A 16,221-nucleotide genomic window follows, 5' to 3' on the forward strand; every position below is an offset into this window, starting at 1 on the left:
GTCAATGTATACCATCATTTTGACTGCCTGCATCTCTGCCGTGGTCGCCGTTGCGGTCTACGCGGTTGTCACCAACCTCGTGGTCAAAACGTCGATCCGCAAGCGCCGCGAAGCCGCCGTGAAGGAGGCCGAGGCCGAAGGGGAGATGATCAAGAAGGAGCGCATCCTCCAGGCAAAAGAGAAGTTCATACAACTCAAGAGCGAATACGACCGCCAGGTCAACGAACGCAACCAGAAGATCGCCCAGAGCGAACAGCGCGCCAAGCAGATCGAGCAGAACCTCCAGAACCAGCAGCGCGAACTGGAGAATAAGCTCCGCGACAACGACCGGCTGAAGGAGCAGATGCAGAACCAGCTGCAAATCCTCGAACACAAGAAGGAGGAGATGGACCAGATGCAGCGCGAACAGAACGTGCGTCTGGAACAGATCTCGGGCATGAGCTCGGAGGATGCCAAGAACATCCTGATCGAGAACATGAAGGCCGAGGCCAAGACCGAAGCCGCCGCCTACATCAACGAGACGATCGAAGAGGCGAAGATGACGGCCACGAAAGAGGCCAAGCGCATCATCGTGGCGTCGATCCAGCGCGTGGCGACCGAGACGGCCATCGAGAACGCCGTGACGGTCTTCAACATCGAGAGCGACGAGGTCAAGGGCCGCATCATCGGCCGCGAGGGCCGCAACATCCGCGCCCTGGAGGCCGCGACGGGCATCGAGATCATCGTCGATGACACCCCCGAGGCGATCATCCTTTCGGGATTCGATCCCGTGCGCCGCGAGATCGCGCGTCTGGCCCTGCACCAGCTCGTCACCGACGGCCGCATCCACCCCGCCCGCATCGAGGAGGTGGTGGCCAAGGTCCAGAAACAGATCGAGGAGGAGATCGTCGAGGTGGGCAAGCGCACGACGATCGACCTGGGCATCCACGGACTGCACCCCGAGCTGATCCGCATGATCGGCAAGATGAAATACCGCTCGTCCTACGGTCAGAACCTGTTGCAGCACGCCCGGGAGACGGCCAACCTCGCAGGCATCATGGCCGCCGAACTGGGCCTCAATCCCAAGATCGCCCGCCGCGCAGGTCTGCTGCACGACATCGGCAAGGTGCCCGACGACGAACCGGAACTGCCGCACGCAATCATCGGCATGAAACTCGCCGAGAAGTTCAAGGAGAAACCCGAAGTCTGCAACGCCATCGGCGCCCACCACGACGAGGTGGAGATGACTTCGCTCATCGCCCCGATCATCCAGGTCTGCGACGCCATTTCGGGCGCACGCCCCGGCGCACGCCGCGAGGTGGTCGAGAGCTACATCAAGCGTCTGAAAGAGATGGAGGACATCGCCCTGTCGTATCCCGGCGTGGTGAAGACCTACGCCATTCAGGCCGGACGCGAGCTGCGTGTGATCGTCGGAGCCGACAAGCTCTCGGATCAGGAGTCGGAGGGACTGTCGCACGACATCGCCAAGAAGATCCAGGACGAAATGACGTACCCGGGTCAGGTGAAGATCACCGTCATCCGCGAAACGCGCGCCGTAGCCTACGCCAAGTAGGAGACAACGCACTACGACAAAAAAATCCCTCCGGACAACCCGGGAGGGATTTTTTCAGCCCTCTAACCGATAAACTGCTGCCAGATGGTCACGGAGAAGAAGACCCCGAGGGCGGTGCACATGGCCGCCAGCAGGAAATTCATCACCCGGAGGTCGGGCTTGGTGTCGCGGTGGAAATTGAGGTCGATATACTCCTTGAAAAAGAGGTACAGAGCCGGAACCGACGCGCTGGCCAACAGCAAATCCTCGGGGATGCCGAAGAAATAGATCTTCGAAAAGCCCACCAACGCCCAATGGCACAGGAAAAGAATCACGAACAGATTCACCCGTTTCGAGAAAGCGAGCAGCAGCCCGATGGTGAAGACCGCCACCGAGCAGGGCATGACGGGCGAGGTGACCATCGGGAACTCCAATCCCCGCAGCAGCGAGAAGAGCGGGTAGACGAACGGCATGAGGTAGAAGACGAACGCGATGCAGTCGTGCTTGCGGGTCCGCTCGAACGTGGTGTAATTCACCGCAATATCGTAAATCCACACGGCGGCCATCACGCCCCAGAACAGCGCCATCACCCCGCTGTAAGGGCGCTCGGCGCAGGCCCAGAGGTAATAGGCCACGGCGATCCAGCCGTTGAGCAGGGCGAGATAAACTTTCATCGCCACCTTCACGCGCGGCGAAGGCCGGCGGTACAGCAACGCCGTGAGCACGATGCCCGCGACGACCAGCAATGCCTGCAAGGGCCATGTAGCGGCATTATAGCCGGCGATCGTCTGCCAGAAAACATTCATTGTTCGGAGATGTGTTTTTTGTCGCGCGTCAGCGAATGGGCGCGCTTGTTAAACAGGAAAATCGGAGCCGCGGCGCCTGCCGCCAGCATGAAGATCACACAGAAAGTCACGAAGCCGTTGCGCAGGATCTCCTGCAAATACTGGGCGCTGGCCGCCGCATCGCCCAGGTGCTGCATGAACATGATCGTTGCGAAGACCGTTTTGTAGGCATACATGCCCGGGATCATCGGGAGCAGCGCCGGAATGAACAGCACGGTCATCGGACAGCGGATGCGGCCGCCCAGCAGGAGGCTGCCCACGCCGATCACGACCGACGCGCAGAGCGACGCCGTGGCGATGTCCACCCCGCCCTGCATCAGCACGAAGCGCAAGGCATGGCCCACGGCGGCCAGCAGCGCGATGACCGGAAAGGCCCGCATCGGGGGATCGGAAATGGCCCCGAAGCCGATGGCCGCAACGGCGGCGAAGAATCCGTCGGAGAGAATTTCGGGCAGCATCATAGCAATCCGTTTTTAACGATCATCAGCGTGCACGACAGCCCGATGGCGATGCAGATTATCAGCATCAGGGCCGACGCAAGGCGGGCGATGCCGTTCAGCACGTGCCCCTCGACAATGTCGATCACGCCGTTGATGAGCGGCACGCCGGGAATGAGGAAGAGAACGCTCGTGGCGAGGGCCACCTCGGAGGTGGTGTCGAACATCAGCGCTACCGAGGCGTACATCGAGGCCGCGAACGACGAGGCGATGAAAATGACATAGTGGTTGAATCCCCGGGCCTGCATCCGCTGGCGGAGGAAGAATCCCAGCAGCGTGGCCGTGAAGACGATGCTCACGGCGAACCAGTCGCCGCCGAACAGCCGGCAGAACGAGGCGTTAGCAAAGCCCACGAGGATAAGCGTGAAGATGGGATCGAGGCGCGGCCGGGCGATGATGTCGGCATAGCGGGCCCGGATCTCCGCAAGCGGCAGGCGGCGGTCGAAAGCCTCCCAGCTCAGGGCACTCAGCTCGGCGTTCAGTTCGAAGCTGATCGGCAGGGGCGGGATGTCGGCCACCTCGCTGTATATCTCGCCGCTTTCGTCGTCGCAGACCGAAAAGGTCACGACCCGCTGGAACGCCGAAACGATCACCCGCACCCCGAGCGCCTCGCCCAGCCGTTTGGAGTTGCGCACCACACGGGATGTGTGGACGCCCGACCCCATCAGCCGGGTGGCATACTCGGCGATGAACTGCGCTATCTCCTTGAGTTCCGCCGCTGTTTTCATAACCCGAACTTTAACCGGGGACAAAGATACGGATAAGCGAGGGCAATGTCAAATTTATTTGAACATTGCCGAGCGAGAGTATCTGAAAGATTCTGCGATGGAATAAGAACGAATGGTTCCAAAGCCGAATTGCGCAGGATTCGGCAAAACCCTCTACGCCCCGAGAACACTCAAGGTAACAAATTTTTATGTATCTTCGCCGTATGAAACGACCCGATCCATCGCTCGTGGCCTACATCGAGGCCGAGATCATCCCCCGTTACGAACATTTCGACCGCGCCCACGGCACGGACCACGTGCGCACGGTCATTGCGCAGAGCCTCGCGCTGGCCGCCCGCTACGACGTAGACACAGATATGGTCTACACCGTCGCCGCCTACCACGACACGGGGCTGGCGAACGGACGCGAACGCCACCACATCGACGCCGGACGCATTCTCGCGGAGGATGCGGAACTCCGCCGCCGGTTCACCGAAGAGCAGATCGGGATAATGCGCGAAGCCGTGGAGGACCACCGTGCATCGTCGGACCATCCGCCCCGCACGATCTACGGCCGCATCGTGGCCGAAGCCGACCGGGTGATCGACCCTGCGACAATCGTCCGCCGCACGGTGCAGTACGGACTGGCGAACTACCCCGCGCTGGACCGCGAGGGGCATTACGCACGCTGTCTGGCCCACCTGCAAAAGAAATATGCCGAAGGCGGCTACCTGCGGCTCTGGATCGCCGAATCGGACAATGCCCGGCGGCTCGAAGAGCTCCGAGCGATCATCCGCGACCCGCAGCGACTGCGGAGGCTCTTCGACGAAACATTCGACGCGGAAACGGCCGCCGAATAACGAAAAACCCCGGAGCTTTTCGAAGCGTCCGGGGTTTTTCGTTTCCGAAGGCAGTTACTCCTCGCCGTGGGGGAAATACTTCATGTACTGCACCCGCTGGTAGAACTCGCCCTCCGAGGAGCCGTAGTCCATGCGGCCGCAGAACTCCCCGAGCGAATCGAAGCCCTGGCGGGCGGCCCATTCGTCGATGAAGCGGTTGATCGTGCCGATCACCTCGTAGCCGTGACGGTGGATGGCCGTGCAGACCTGCACCGCAGCGGCGCCGCACAACAGAGCCTTGACGGCGGCGGCACCGTCGTGCACACCCGTCGAAACGGCAATGTCCAGCTGCGGCAGCGCATGGGCGCACAACGCCGTACTGCGGAGCACGTTGCGCAGCTCGGTCGGCTCGCTGAACGGATCGCCGTTCACGAAGCACATCTTCTCGATGTCGATGTCGGGCTCGAAGAAGCGGTTGTAGAGCACCAGACCCCGGGCGCCGCGGCCCAGCAGAGCGTCGCCGAGCGACAGCACGTTCGTCAGGCGCATCGGGAGCTTCACCGACACGGGGATCGTCACCGCAGCGGCGACCTTGCGCACGATGTCGGCATAGTGCTGTTCGATCTGCTGCGCCGAAGCCTGCCGGTCGGTCGGCAAAAGGAAGATGTTCAGCTCCAGCGCCGAAGCCCCGGCCGCCTGCATGGACGAAGCGTACTCGATCCACGCGTCGCCCGTACCCACGCAGTTGATGCTTCCGACGACGGGAATGCCCGTCTTGGCGGCATCGGCGACGAGTTGCAGCAGTTCGGCCTTGTAGGCGTCGCCCAGATAGCGTTCGAGATACTCGCCCGCGTCGCCGTAACCCTCCATCTTGTCCAGCGAAGCGGCCTGACGGTAAATCTGCTCCTCGAAGATGGATTTCAGCACCACGGCGCCGGCGCCGTTGCGGACGCACTGCTCGACATTGTGCATGTTTGCCGTATAGGGGGAACTGCTGACCACGACGGGGCTTGCGAGTTCCAGCCCGAGATATTTCGCTTTCATAGGGAATTAAGGTATCTGTCTGTTAAACATTAAACGAACGGAATCTTCACCACCTCGGCCTTCACGGGTTTCTCGCGGATGACCACGGCGATCTCCGTGCCCGGCTTGGCATAGGCGGCCTCGACGTAACCCAGCGCCACGCCGACTTTCAGGCAGGGCGACATCGTGCCGGAGGTGACGTGTCCGATCCCGGCGCCCTCGGGCGAAGCGATCGGATAGCCGTGGCGCGGAATGCCGCGCTCGATCATCTTCAGTCCCACGAGCTTGCGGGCCACGCCCTCGGCCTTCTGCTTCTCCATCACAGCACGGTCGATGAACTCCTTGCCGTCGGCGAACTTGGTGATCCAGCCCAATCCGGCCTCGATCGGCGAGGTGATGTCGTCGATGTCGTTGCCGTAGAGGCAGAAGCCCTTCTCCAGACGCAGCGTATCCCGGGCGCCGAGACCGATGTTCTTCAGCCCGAACTCCTCGCCGGCCTCCCAGAGCGCCTTCCAGAGTTTGTCCCCGTCCTCGTTGGCGACGTAGATCTCGCAGCCGCCCGAACCGGTGTAGCCCGTGATCGAAAGGATGGCGTCGCATCCGGCGACAGGCATCTTCTTGAAGGTGTAGTACTCCATCTCCTCGACCGGCTCCGCGCACATCTTCTGCACGATCTTCATGGCCAGGGGTCCCTGCACGGCCAACTGGCAGATCTCGTCCGAAGCGTTGTAGAGCTCCTTGCCGTGACCGGCCTCCATGCCGAAAGCCTTGCCCTCGGCGCAGATGTGCGCCCAGTCCTTGTCGATGTTGGCGGCGTTGACGCAGAGCATGTAGGTCTCGGCATCGACGCGGTAGACGAGGATGTCATCGACGATGCCCCCGCGGCCGTTGGGCATGCAGGAGTACTGCACCTTGCCGTCGTAAAGTTTCGCAACGTCGTTGGTCGTGATGCGCTGCAACAGGCCGAGCGCCTTGGGGCCCTTGACCCAGATTTCGCCCATGTGGCTCACGTCGAAGACGCCGGCGCCGTTGCGGACGGTCATGTGTTCGTCATTGATGCCCGTGAATTCGATGGGCATGTTGTATCCCGCGAATTCGGCCATCTTGGCGCCCGCGGCGATGTGATACTTGGTAAATACGGTGGATTTCATATTGCAATCATACGATTATTTCATTCATAACGACGCTTCACGCCCAGGCGCGGACAGCGGTGGAACTCCTTCGTGCGGTCGAACAGGTAGCGGTAGGTGGTGTGCACCTTGTGGCGCGTGGCGCAGACGTAGGTCTCGATCATGCGGTTCATCACGGGGTTGAAGTCGCCGATCCACGCCAGCTCCATCGATTTGTAAGGATTCTTCGTCCGTTCGAGGAACTGCCAGTACTTGACCATGATGGCCGACTCGACGCCCTTGCCGTGGAACTCCGGGGTGATGCCGAAGATGACGCCGAAGATGCGGTCGCACGACTTGCGCACCTTGAGGTCCCACATCAGGCGCAGTTTCTGCCGAAGGCCGAACTTGCCGTTGAACTTGCCGATCAGGCGGTTCAGGTCGGGAACGGTGATGAAGAACCCGATGGGCTCGTCGTTGAAATAGGCGAAGAAGATGATGTTGGGGTCGATGATCGGCTTCATCTCGCGGACCATCTCCAGCGCCTCTTCCTGCGTCATCGGCTTCACGCCCGAGAAGAGGGCCCACGCCTTGTTGTAGATGAGACGGAAGCTCTCGGCGGCATCTTCCAGATTCTTCATGTCGATATTCTCGATCCGGTAGCCCGGCACGGTGTAGAGCCGCTCGGCACGGGCGAAAATCTGCTTGTTGGCTTCCGAATCGTTCACCCGCCAGATGAAACTGTGCTGGTTGAAATAGTTCCGGAAACCGTAGTTCTCGAACAGCTCCTTGTAATAGGGCGGGTTGTAGGGGTTCTTGTAAAGGGGCTGGAATTCGTAGCCCTCGACCAGCAGTCCCCACCAGTCGCGCCGCTGCCCGAAGTTGATCGGTCCGTCCATGGCCTCCATGCCGCGGCTGGCGAGCCACATGCGCGCGGCGTCGAACATCATGTCGGCGACCTGCTGGTCGTCGATCGCCTCGAAGAACCCGCAGCCGCCCGTGGGCTGCTCTTCGAGGGCGGCCTTCTCGCGGTTGTAGAACGCCGCGATGCGCCCCACGACCGCGCCCTGCCGGTCACGGACCACCCAGCGGACAGCCTCGCCGTCGGCGAAAAGTTCGTTCTTCGCCGGGTCGAAGACCTCGCGGACATCGACATCCAGCGGGCAGACCCAGTTGCGGTTTCCCTTATAGATCTTTTTGGGAAGGTCGAGCCACTCGCGCTCCGCGGCGGGCGTCGTGACCTCCTGTAAGGTATACTTATCCTTGTTCATCGCTCTGTCTCTCTAATTTCAGCGTTTCCGATTTCAAAGGTAACAAATTTTTCCTTATTTTTGTTGGTAGATCAAATTTAGCATTCCGAATGAACAAAAGCCTGGAACAATATATGCCCGACGGGAGCAAGGTCCCCTACCGGTTCATGAAATACCGCATCCACAAAATCCTGCTCGTGTGTTGCAGCTACGACGGCTACATCCTCGAAGAGGACGGGCACATCGAATCGCAGATCAACCAGGAGTACATCGACCTCAACATGTCGAACCCGCCGTCGCTGACGCGCGTCAGCTCGACGGCCGAGGCGCTGGAGGCGCTGGCCGGCGACGATACGTTCGATTTCATCCTCACGATGTACAACGTCGGCGAACCCGACGTGTTCGCGTTCGCCCGGATCGTCAAGGAGCGCCACCCCAACACCCCCGTCGCGCTGCTGACCTCCTTTTCGAAGGACATCTACCGCCGCATCGAGGAGCAGGACCGTTCGGGACTGGACTACATCTTCTCGTGGCACGGCAACACGGACCTCATCATCGGTATCATCAAGCTCGTCGAGGACAAGATGAACGCCGACGAGGACATCCTCGAAGGCGGCGTGCAGGCCATCCTGCTGGTCGAGGACTCCATCCGCTTCTATTCGACCTATCTGCCCGAGCTCTATAAACTGCTTCTGCTGCAAAACACCGAGTTTCTGAAAGACGCCTTCAACGAACAGCAGCAGGTGCTTCGCAAGCGCGCGCGTCCCAAAATCCTGCTGGCCCGCTGCTACGAGGAGGCCGTGGAGTTGTACGAACGCTACAAAAAGAACCTGCTGGGCGTGATCTCCGACGTGGGGTTCGTCCTCCGCCGCAACGACCCGCCCGAGAGCGAGAAGCTCGACGCCGGAATCGACCTCTGCCGCCGCATCAAGCAGGACAACCCGCTGATGCCCGTGCTGTTGCAGTCGTCGCAGGTGGCCTTCGGCAAGCAGGCCGCGGAGTTGGGCGCAGGGTTCATCGCCAAGAACTCCAAGACGCTCCTTTCGCAGCTGAGCGAATACATCGCCAAGGAGTTCGCCTTCGGGGACTTCGTTTTCAAGGACCCCGACACGGGCGCCGAGATCGGCCGCGCCAAGGACCTCACGCAGATGCAGCAGATGATCGCCACGATCCCCGACAAGGCGTTCGAATACCACACTTCGCAAAACCACCTCTCGAAATGGCTCTACTCGCGGGGCCTGTTCCCGCTCGCGGCGTCGATCCGCCAGTACAACAAGAGCCATTTCGCGTCGGTCGAGGATCACCGCAACGCGCTGGTGAACCTGATCCGCGACTACCGCACCCTGCTGGGGCAGGGCGTCGTGGCGCGTTTCGACGCCGAGACCTACTCCGACGCCGTGGCCTTCGCCCGCATCGGCGAAGGTTCGCTGGGCGGCAAGGCCCGCGGACTGGCTTTCATGAACTCGATGCTTATGAAGCACCGCCAGTACGACAAGTACGAGAACGTGCGCATCATGATCCCGCGGTCGGTGGTGATCGCCACGGAGTACTTCGACGACTTCATCCGCCACAACGGACTGAAATACATCATCTCGCAGGATTTCTCCGACGAGGAGATCCTGTCGGAATTCGTCAGTTCGGTGCTCCCGTTCCGGCTGCGCGAAGCCCTGAAGGGCTACATCCGCACGGTCCGCACGCCGCTGGCCATCCGCTCGTCGTCGAAGCTCGAAGACTCCCACTACCAGCCTTTCGCCGGCATCTACTCGACCTACATGATCCCCTACGTCGATAACGAGGATCAGATGCTCCGCCTGCTGCTCAAAGCCGTCAAGAGCGTCTACGCGTCGGTCTATTTCGCGGCGTCGAGGGCCTACATCCAGACCTCGCAGAACCTCATCTCGGAGGAGAAGATGGCCGTCATCATCCAGGAGGTGTGCGGCACGGAGCAGGAGGGGCTCTTCTTCCCCACCTGCTCGGGCGTGGCGCGGTCGATCAACTACTACCCCATCGGCGACGAACAGCCCGCGGACGGCGTCTGCAACGTGGCGATGGGGCTCGGCAAGCTGGTCGTGGACGGAGGACGCACGCTGCGCTTCTCGCCCAGCTATCCGCAGAAGGTGCTCCAGACCTCGACCCCCGAACTGGCGCTGCGCGACACGCAAAACGAGGTGCTGGCCCTGAGCCTGCGCCCCGAGGAGTTCCGCACGTCGATCGACGACGCGGTGAACCTGCACCGCCTGAGCCTCACGGAGATCGGCCGGTTCCGCAATTCGAAATACGTCTGCTCGGTCTGGGACCGCGAGAACGAACGCATCTCCGACAGTCCCTTCGACTCCGGGCGCAAGGTCATCACCTTCAACAACATACTCAAATACAACACCTTCCCGCTGGCGAAGATCGTCTCGGACATCCTCCGCATGGGCGCCGAGGAGATGCGCTGCCCCGTGGAGGTGGAATTCGCCGTCAACATGGACGTTGCCCCGGGACAGCAGCAGATCTTCAACCTGCTGCAAATCCGCCCGATCATCGACAACCAGGACAACCGCGCCATCGACTGGGAGGCGGAAGAGACCTCCCGGGCGCTGATCTACGGCGAACAGGCTCTCGGCATCGGCATGATGGCGGACATCGCCGACATCATCTACGTCAAGTCCGAGGCTTTCGACTCGCTCGCAACCGAGAAGATCGCCGACGAACTGCTGACGTTCAACAACCGCATGCGCGACGAGGGGCGCTCGTATATCCTCGTGGGTCCCGGACGCTGGGGCTCCTCGGACCCGTTCCTCGGCGTGCCGGTCAAGTGGAACCACATCTCCGAAGCGAAGGTGATCGTCGAGTGCGGCATCGAGAAATTCGATGTCGAGCCCTCGCAGGGCACGCACTTCTTCCAGAACGTCACCTCGCTGGGCGTGGGATACCTGACGATCAATCCCTTCCGCGGCGACGGCATCTTCCGCGAAGAGGAGCTCGACGCCCGGCGGGCGCTCTTCGAGGGAACCTACCTGCGGCAGGTGCGTTTCGAAAAGCCGCTGTGGGTCTGCGCCGACGGGCGTTCGAACAAGGGCATGGTGCGTGAGGAAATGAAAAATGAAGAATTAAAAATTAAAAATTAGAAGATTTTTCGTCCGAACAGTTACAATCTATAAGAAATATTTTTATATTTGTGATAGATAGGACCAACTAACTAAAAACTTCAGCATATGAACGTCAACAAATTAATGACCGAACTCGAGCGCAGGCATCCCGGCGAAAGCGAATACCTGCAAGCCGTGCGCGAGGTCCTCATGACCGTCGAGGAGAGTTACAACCAGCATCCGGAATTCGAAGCCAACCGCATCGCGGAGCGCATCGTGGAACCCGACCGCATCTTCACCTTCAAGGTGGTCTGGGTGGACGACAAGGGCGAAGTGCAGGTCAACACCGGTTACCGCGTGCAGTTCAACAACGCCATCGGCCCCTACAAAGGCGGCCTGCGGTTCCACCCCTCGGTGAACCTCTCGATCCTGAAGTTCCTCGGCTTCGAGCAGATCTTCAAGAACGCCCTCACCACGCTGCCGATGGGCGGTGCGAAGGGCGGTTCGGACTTCAACCCCAAGGGCAAGTCGGACCGCGAGGTAATGCGTTTCTGCCAGGCTTTCATGACCGAACTGTGGCGTCACATCGGTCCCGAGACGGACGTTCCGGCGGGCGACATCGGTGTCGGCGGCCGTGAAATCGGATTCCTCTACGGCATGTACCGCAAGCTGGCCCGGGAGAACACCGGCGTGCTGACGGGCAAGGGCATGACCTACGGCGGATCGCTGATCCGTCCCGAGGCAACGGGCTTCGGAGCCGTCTATTTCCTGCGCCAGATGCTCGAAAAGGCCGGCATGGAGATCAAGGGCCAGACCATCGCCATCTCGGGCTTCGGCAACGTGGCCTGGGGCGCCGCGACGAAAGCGACGGAACTGGGAGCCAAGGTGGTGACCATTTCGGGTCCCGACGGCTATATCTACGATCCCGACGGCCTCGACGCCGAGAAGATCGCCTACATGCTGGAGTTGCGCGCGTCGAACAACGACGTGGTGGAGCCTTACGCCAAGAAGTTCCCGGGATCGAAGTTCTTCGCCGGCAAGAAACCGTGGGAGGTCAAGGTGGACATCGCCATGCCGTGCGCCACGCAGAACGAGCTGGACGGCGAGGACGCCAAAAAACTGCTGGCCAACGGCGTGAAGATCGTGGCCGAGGTTTCGAACATGGGCTGCCGTCCGGAGGCCATCGACGCCTTCATCGCGGCGAAGATCCCCTACGGACCGGGCAAGGCCGTGAACGCCGGCGGCGTGGCCACGTCGGGTCTCGAAATGACGCAGAATTCGCAGAAACTCAACTGGACGGCCGAAGAGGTCGATGCCAAGCTGCACCAGATCATGTCGTCGATCCACCACGCCTGCGTGGAGTACGGCACGGAGAAGGACGGCTACCTCAACTACATGAAGGGCGCCAACATCGCCGGATTCATGAAGGTCGCCAAGTCGATGGTCGAGCAGGGCATCCTGTAAGTTCCGGCACGCTCCGGCGACGACGAAAAGCGCGGACCTCATTCGGGGTCCGCGCTTCGCGTTTCAGAAGGCCGCGCTGATGCCGATGCCGAAGGTCAGGCGGTGGATTCGCTGCCGCGAAGCGCCCGTCAGGGGCGGCGCAACGTCATAGTCGGTCGAGAAGCGCACCCCGAGATTCTGAGAGGCGAGATAAGTCGTGGAGAGGCCCGTTCCGAACGAAAAGCCGCTGCGCCCCTCCAAGCACCGGATGTCCGTGTCGCAGGATTTGTAAATCTCGCAGCCGGCAAGCAGTTTCGCGCCGACCAGCCACCGCATCGAAAACGGATAGGAGAAATAGGGCCCCGCATAGACCGAAGCGCACTCCAGATCGTCGTTCTGCGCAACGCCGTTGACCTTCACCCGCAGGTTGGCGCACGACATGCGGCCGCCGAAGCCCCAGTAGGGCGAGGCGAACCAGGCTCCCTGAATCTGAACGGAAGGTCCCGCAAGCAGCTGCACCCGCATGCCGGGATACGGATCGTAGGTCCCCGGCACGGTCGTCAGTCCGAGGCCGAAGCCCAGAAACGACGGGCGGCGGTAGCGGTCGTAGACCGAATAGGTTTCCGATACGAGCAGCCCTTTGTCCTTGAAAATCAGGTCGGCGAGGAAATAGCCCAGCTCCGTGGCCAGGATGCCGATCCCGGCGCCGACCATGATGTCGCTCATCCAGTGGCGGTTGTTCAGCTGGCGCGTGACGCCCGTGACCGTAGCCACGGTATAGCCGCCGATGCTGTACCACGGGCTGCGGTGGCCGTACTCCTTGTGGAGCATCGTGGCGGTCATGAAGGCCGTGGCCGTATGTCCCGAGGGAAAGGAGTTGCGCGACGAGCCGTCGGGACGCATCACCCGGCAGGAGTATTTCAGCGAATTGACGCCGATGGCCATCAGCCCCGCCGAAAAGGCGTCGGAGACCAGCATCCGGCCCCACGAACTGCGCCCCTTGACGCCGAAAGCCTTCATGCCGACCATCACCCCGGCCGGAGCGTACTGGAGATAATCGTCGTAGTCGTGGTGGAACGAACGGCTGTACCCGTTGCGCAGCCGCCGGAAATCGGAATCATAAGCCTGCATGACCACACCGCCCACGATGAGCGGCGTGCCGATGAAGAGCATGCGGTAGGCTTTCGTCGAAGTGTGGCGGTCGATGCGCCGGCGGAACTCCCCGCCCGCGCTCAGATCGACACTGTCCGGCAACTGCGCCCATGCTCCCAAGCTCGCGAACGAGAAGAGGCAGACGACGGCGAAGCGTTTGAACATAACTATCTTTACTGTCTTTTTCGGCGAATGGCGCGGACCGCCTCGCCGCCGACGGCCAGCAGCGAGGTGAAACCGATGACGGAGGCCCACTCGCGGCCCGTGAGCGGCACGGTGCGGAACACCTCGCCGCCGAACTCCACGATCAGCACCTGTCCGATGCCGATGGCCGCGAGGATCAGGAAGAATTCGCGGCACCCCTTCAGGCAGGTGAACACCGAATGACGCGTTTCGAAGCCCTTGGCGTTGAACATGTTCCAGAATTGCAGGAAGACGAAGGTCGAGAAGAACAGCGTCAGCTGCTCCACGGAGAGTCCGCCCTCGGAGACCGTCCACCAGAAGAGCATCCCCAACAAGACCGCGACCATGACCATTCCGCAGGTGAAGATGGTGCGGGCCATAGCGCGCGTGATGATGAATTCGTCCCTCGGGCGCGGCTTGTCGCGCATCACCTCGGCGCTGGGCGGCAGCGAAGCCATCGCCATCGCCGCGAAGGTGTCCATGATGATGTTGACCCAGAGGATCTGCACCACCGTCAGCGGCATTTCGGTGCCGAACACGGCGCCGACGAAGCAGATGACGATGGCCGCGAAGTTGATCGTCAGCTGGAACAGCACGAACCGCTGGATATTGCGGTAGAGCGAGCGGCCCCACATCACGGCCGTGGCGATCGAGGCGAACGAGTCGTCGAGCAGCGTGATGTCCGAAGCGTCCTTCGCCACGGAGGTTCCCGAGCCCATCGAGAGGCCCACGTTGGCGAAATTCAGCGCCGGGGCGTCGTTCGTGCCGTCGCCCGTGACGGCCACCACCTCGCCCCGCTGCTGCAACAGCCGCACGAGACGCTGCTTGTCGAGCGGCCGGGCGCGGGACATGATCTTCAGCTCCTGCACACGCTCCAACAACTCCTCGTCGCTCAGGGCGGCGAAATCCGTACCGGTGATATGATTGCGGTCGCCGTCCTCGGCGTCGTTCCACAGCCCGATCTGACGGGCGATCTCACGCGCCGTGGCCGGCGTGTCGCCCGTGACGATCTTGATGCCTATGCCGGCCCCGAGGCAGCGGGCGACCGCCGCGGGAACGTCCTCGCGGACCGGGTCGGAGATGGCCGCGACGGCCGCAAAATGCAGTCCGCCGGCCCCGACAGCCTCCAGACAGTCGTCCGAAGCGGTCTCGGCCCACGCCACGGCCAGCGTGCGCATGGCGCGGCTCTGGAAGCCCAGCAGCTGTTCGGCGACCTGCGCGTCCTTGCCGTCCGGAAGGCACATCGTGCGCACGATCTCCGGCGCACCCTTCACGCAGAGGATGCGGCGGCCCGAGACGGCGCTTTCGATGATCGTCGCCATGTATTTGCGCTCGGTCGAGAAGGTCAGCCGATCGACGATCTTCGCTTCGGCCCGCAGGGGCTCGTAATCGGTCCCGCGGCTGCGCATCCATTCGAGCAGGGCCCCTTCCGTGGGGTTGCCGATGATGTGCCCTTCGGCATCGAGGAACGCCGTGGTGTTCAGCGCCACGACCTCGGCGAAATCCCGCTCGGGAAGCGCGTCGTAGCGCACCAGCTCCTGCACGTGCATGCGGTTCTGGGTGAGCGTGCCGGTCTTGTCGGTGCAGATGACCGTCACGGCGCCCATCGTCTCGCAGGCGTGCATCTTGCGCACGAGGTTGTTGGTTTTCAGCATCCGCCGCATGGACATCGCCAGCGACAGCGTGATCGACATCGGGAGCCCCTCGGGAACGGCCATGACGATGATCGCCACCGAGACCATGAAGATCTGCAACACATGCTGGGAGATCGTCAGCCAGTCGCCGTCGAGCAGTCCGCCCACGAAGATCGCCTTTGCGAGCATCACGCAGAAGATCAGCGCCGAAAGCAGGATGCCCAAACGTCCGATCAGACGCGAAAGGCGCGTCAGCTGACGGTCGAGCGGCGTCTGTTCCTCGCTCTGCACGGTGGCCTGCTCCGTCACCCGCCCGGCCTCCGTCGCGTCGCCCACGGCCGTGACGACCATCACGCCGTAACCGTCCGCCACGGTCGTGCCCCGCAGCACGGCGTTCGACGGATAGGTCGCATCGGGGTCGAAATCGGCCTCGCTGACGGTCTTGTCCACCTCGGGTTCGCCCGTGAGGGTCGATTCGTTGATCTTCAGCGACACGGCCTCGACCAGTTCGCCGTCGGCGGGGATCGTCTCGCCGCCCTCGATATAGACCACGTCGCCCGCGACGACCTCGCGTCGGGGAATCTCGCGGATCGTGCCCTCGCGCATCACCTTGACGGGGATGTCGTCGTTGACCTGATTCAGCCGCCGGAAGCGACGCTGGGCGTCCCACTCGAACCAGAAGCCGACGCACGTGGCGAGGATGATGGCGCAGATGATGCCCACGGATTCGGTGAAATCCTTATGGATGAATCCGATGGCCAGCGACAGCACCGCCGCCAGCAGCAGGATGCGGATGATCGGATCGCGGAATTTTTCGAGCAACAGTCGCCACACCGAATCGTCTTTCGGCGGGGTGATAACGTTGTCGCCGTGCCGGCGCCGGCTTTCGGCGACTTCCTGCGGGGAGAGTCCCCGGGGATCGAAGGATATCATG

At 61.8% G+C, this 16,221-nt stretch carries 12 protein-coding genes; 4 read left to right on the forward strand and 8 right to left on the reverse strand.

All coding sequences use genetic code 11. The features are described 5' to 3' along the window. Window positions 1–4: 4 nt before the first annotated feature. The gene (gene rny / locus NQ519_RS04205; RefSeq protein WP_026076250.1) at window positions 5–1,552 is read left to right on the forward strand and encodes a ribonuclease Y; all 1,548 of its coding nucleotides are present in this window, start codon (window positions 5–7) and stop codon (window positions 1,550–1,552) included. 62 nt (window positions 1,553–1,614) lie between these two features. Here the strand turns inward: rny and NQ519_RS04210 are convergent, their stop codons facing one another. The 3 genes from NQ519_RS04210 to NQ519_RS04220 are packed head-to-tail and all read right to left on the reverse strand — an operon-like array spanning window position 1,615 to window position 3,601. Further along, window positions 1,615–2,337, reverse strand: a complete 723-nt coding sequence (locus NQ519_RS04210; protein ID WP_019149321.1) for a DUF6064 family protein — start codon at window positions 2,335–2,337, stop codon at window positions 1,615–1,617. Further along, a complete protein-coding gene (locus NQ519_RS04215) occupies window positions 2,334–2,837 on the reverse strand; it encodes a threonine/serine exporter family protein (RefSeq protein WP_019149320.1) in 504 nt (167 codons plus the stop codon). Before NQ519_RS04215 ends, NQ519_RS04210 begins: the two co-directional genes overlap by 4 nt. Then, entirely contained in the window at window positions 2,834–3,601 is a 768-nt protein-coding gene (locus NQ519_RS04220; protein WP_019149319.1) for a threonine/serine exporter family protein, read from the reverse strand. The genes NQ519_RS04215 and NQ519_RS04220 overlap by 4 nt, the downstream gene beginning before the upstream one ends. 203 nt (window positions 3,602–3,804) lie before the next feature. On the opposite strand from NQ519_RS04220, the gene NQ519_RS04225 reads away from it, so the two are divergent. After that, window positions 3,805–4,440: an HD domain-containing protein gene (locus NQ519_RS04225; protein ID WP_019149318.1), complete on the forward strand. Its 636-nt coding sequence runs from the start codon at window positions 3,805–3,807 to the stop codon at window positions 4,438–4,440. Window positions 4,441–4,494: 54 nt separating this feature from the next. Here NQ519_RS04225 and NQ519_RS04230 read toward each other — a convergent pair whose 3' ends face one another. From NQ519_RS04230 to NQ519_RS04240, 3 genes are read right to left on the reverse strand one after another with little or no spacing between them, the layout of a single operon-like run. Beyond that, entirely contained in the window at window positions 4,495–5,463 is a 969-nt protein-coding gene (locus NQ519_RS04230; RefSeq protein WP_019149317.1) for a dihydroorotate dehydrogenase-like protein, read from the reverse strand. A gap of 29 nt (window positions 5,464–5,492) precedes the next feature. Beyond that, complete coding sequence (gene gcvT / locus NQ519_RS04235) at window positions 5,493–6,593, reverse strand: glycine cleavage system aminomethyltransferase GcvT (RefSeq protein WP_019149316.1); 1,101 nt, start codon at window positions 6,591–6,593, stop codon at window positions 5,493–5,495. A gap of 20 nt (window positions 6,594–6,613) precedes the next feature. Further along, on the reverse strand, window positions 6,614–7,822 hold the full coding sequence (locus NQ519_RS04240) for a hypothetical protein (RefSeq protein ID WP_019149315.1): 1,209 nt from the start codon (window positions 7,820–7,822) through the stop codon (window positions 6,614–6,616). An 89-nt stretch (window positions 7,823–7,911) separates the two neighbouring features. Between NQ519_RS04240 and NQ519_RS04245 the strand changes: the two genes are divergently transcribed. Together NQ519_RS04245 and gdhA are read left to right on the forward strand one after the other, a co-directional pair. After that, window positions 7,912–10,914, forward strand: a complete 3,003-nt coding sequence (locus NQ519_RS04245) for a PEP/pyruvate-binding domain-containing protein (protein ID WP_019149314.1) — start codon at window positions 7,912–7,914, stop codon at window positions 10,912–10,914. Window positions 10,915–11,001: 87 nt separating this feature from the next. Then, entirely contained in the window at window positions 11,002–12,339 is a 1,338-nt protein-coding gene (gdhA, locus tag NQ519_RS04250; RefSeq protein ID WP_019149313.1) for an NADP-specific glutamate dehydrogenase, read from the forward strand. 63 nt (window positions 12,340–12,402) lie between these two features. On the opposite strand, the gene NQ519_RS04255 is transcribed toward gdhA, so the two are convergent. Together NQ519_RS04255 and NQ519_RS04260 are read right to left on the reverse strand one after the other, a co-directional pair. After that, window positions 12,403–13,635, reverse strand: a complete 1,233-nt coding sequence (locus NQ519_RS04255; protein WP_019149312.1) for a phosphatase PAP2 family protein — start codon at window positions 13,633–13,635, stop codon at window positions 12,403–12,405. Window positions 13,636–13,643: 8 nt separating this feature from the next. Further along, a complete protein-coding gene (locus NQ519_RS04260) occupies window positions 13,644–16,220 on the reverse strand; it encodes a calcium-translocating P-type ATPase, PMCA-type (RefSeq protein WP_019149311.1) in 2,577 nt (858 codons plus the stop codon). Window position 16,221 lies beyond the last annotated feature (1 nt).

The organism is Alistipes senegalensis JC50, assembly GCF_025145645.1.
GTDB lineage: Bacteria > Bacteroidota > Bacteroidia > Bacteroidales > Rikenellaceae > Alistipes > Alistipes senegalensis.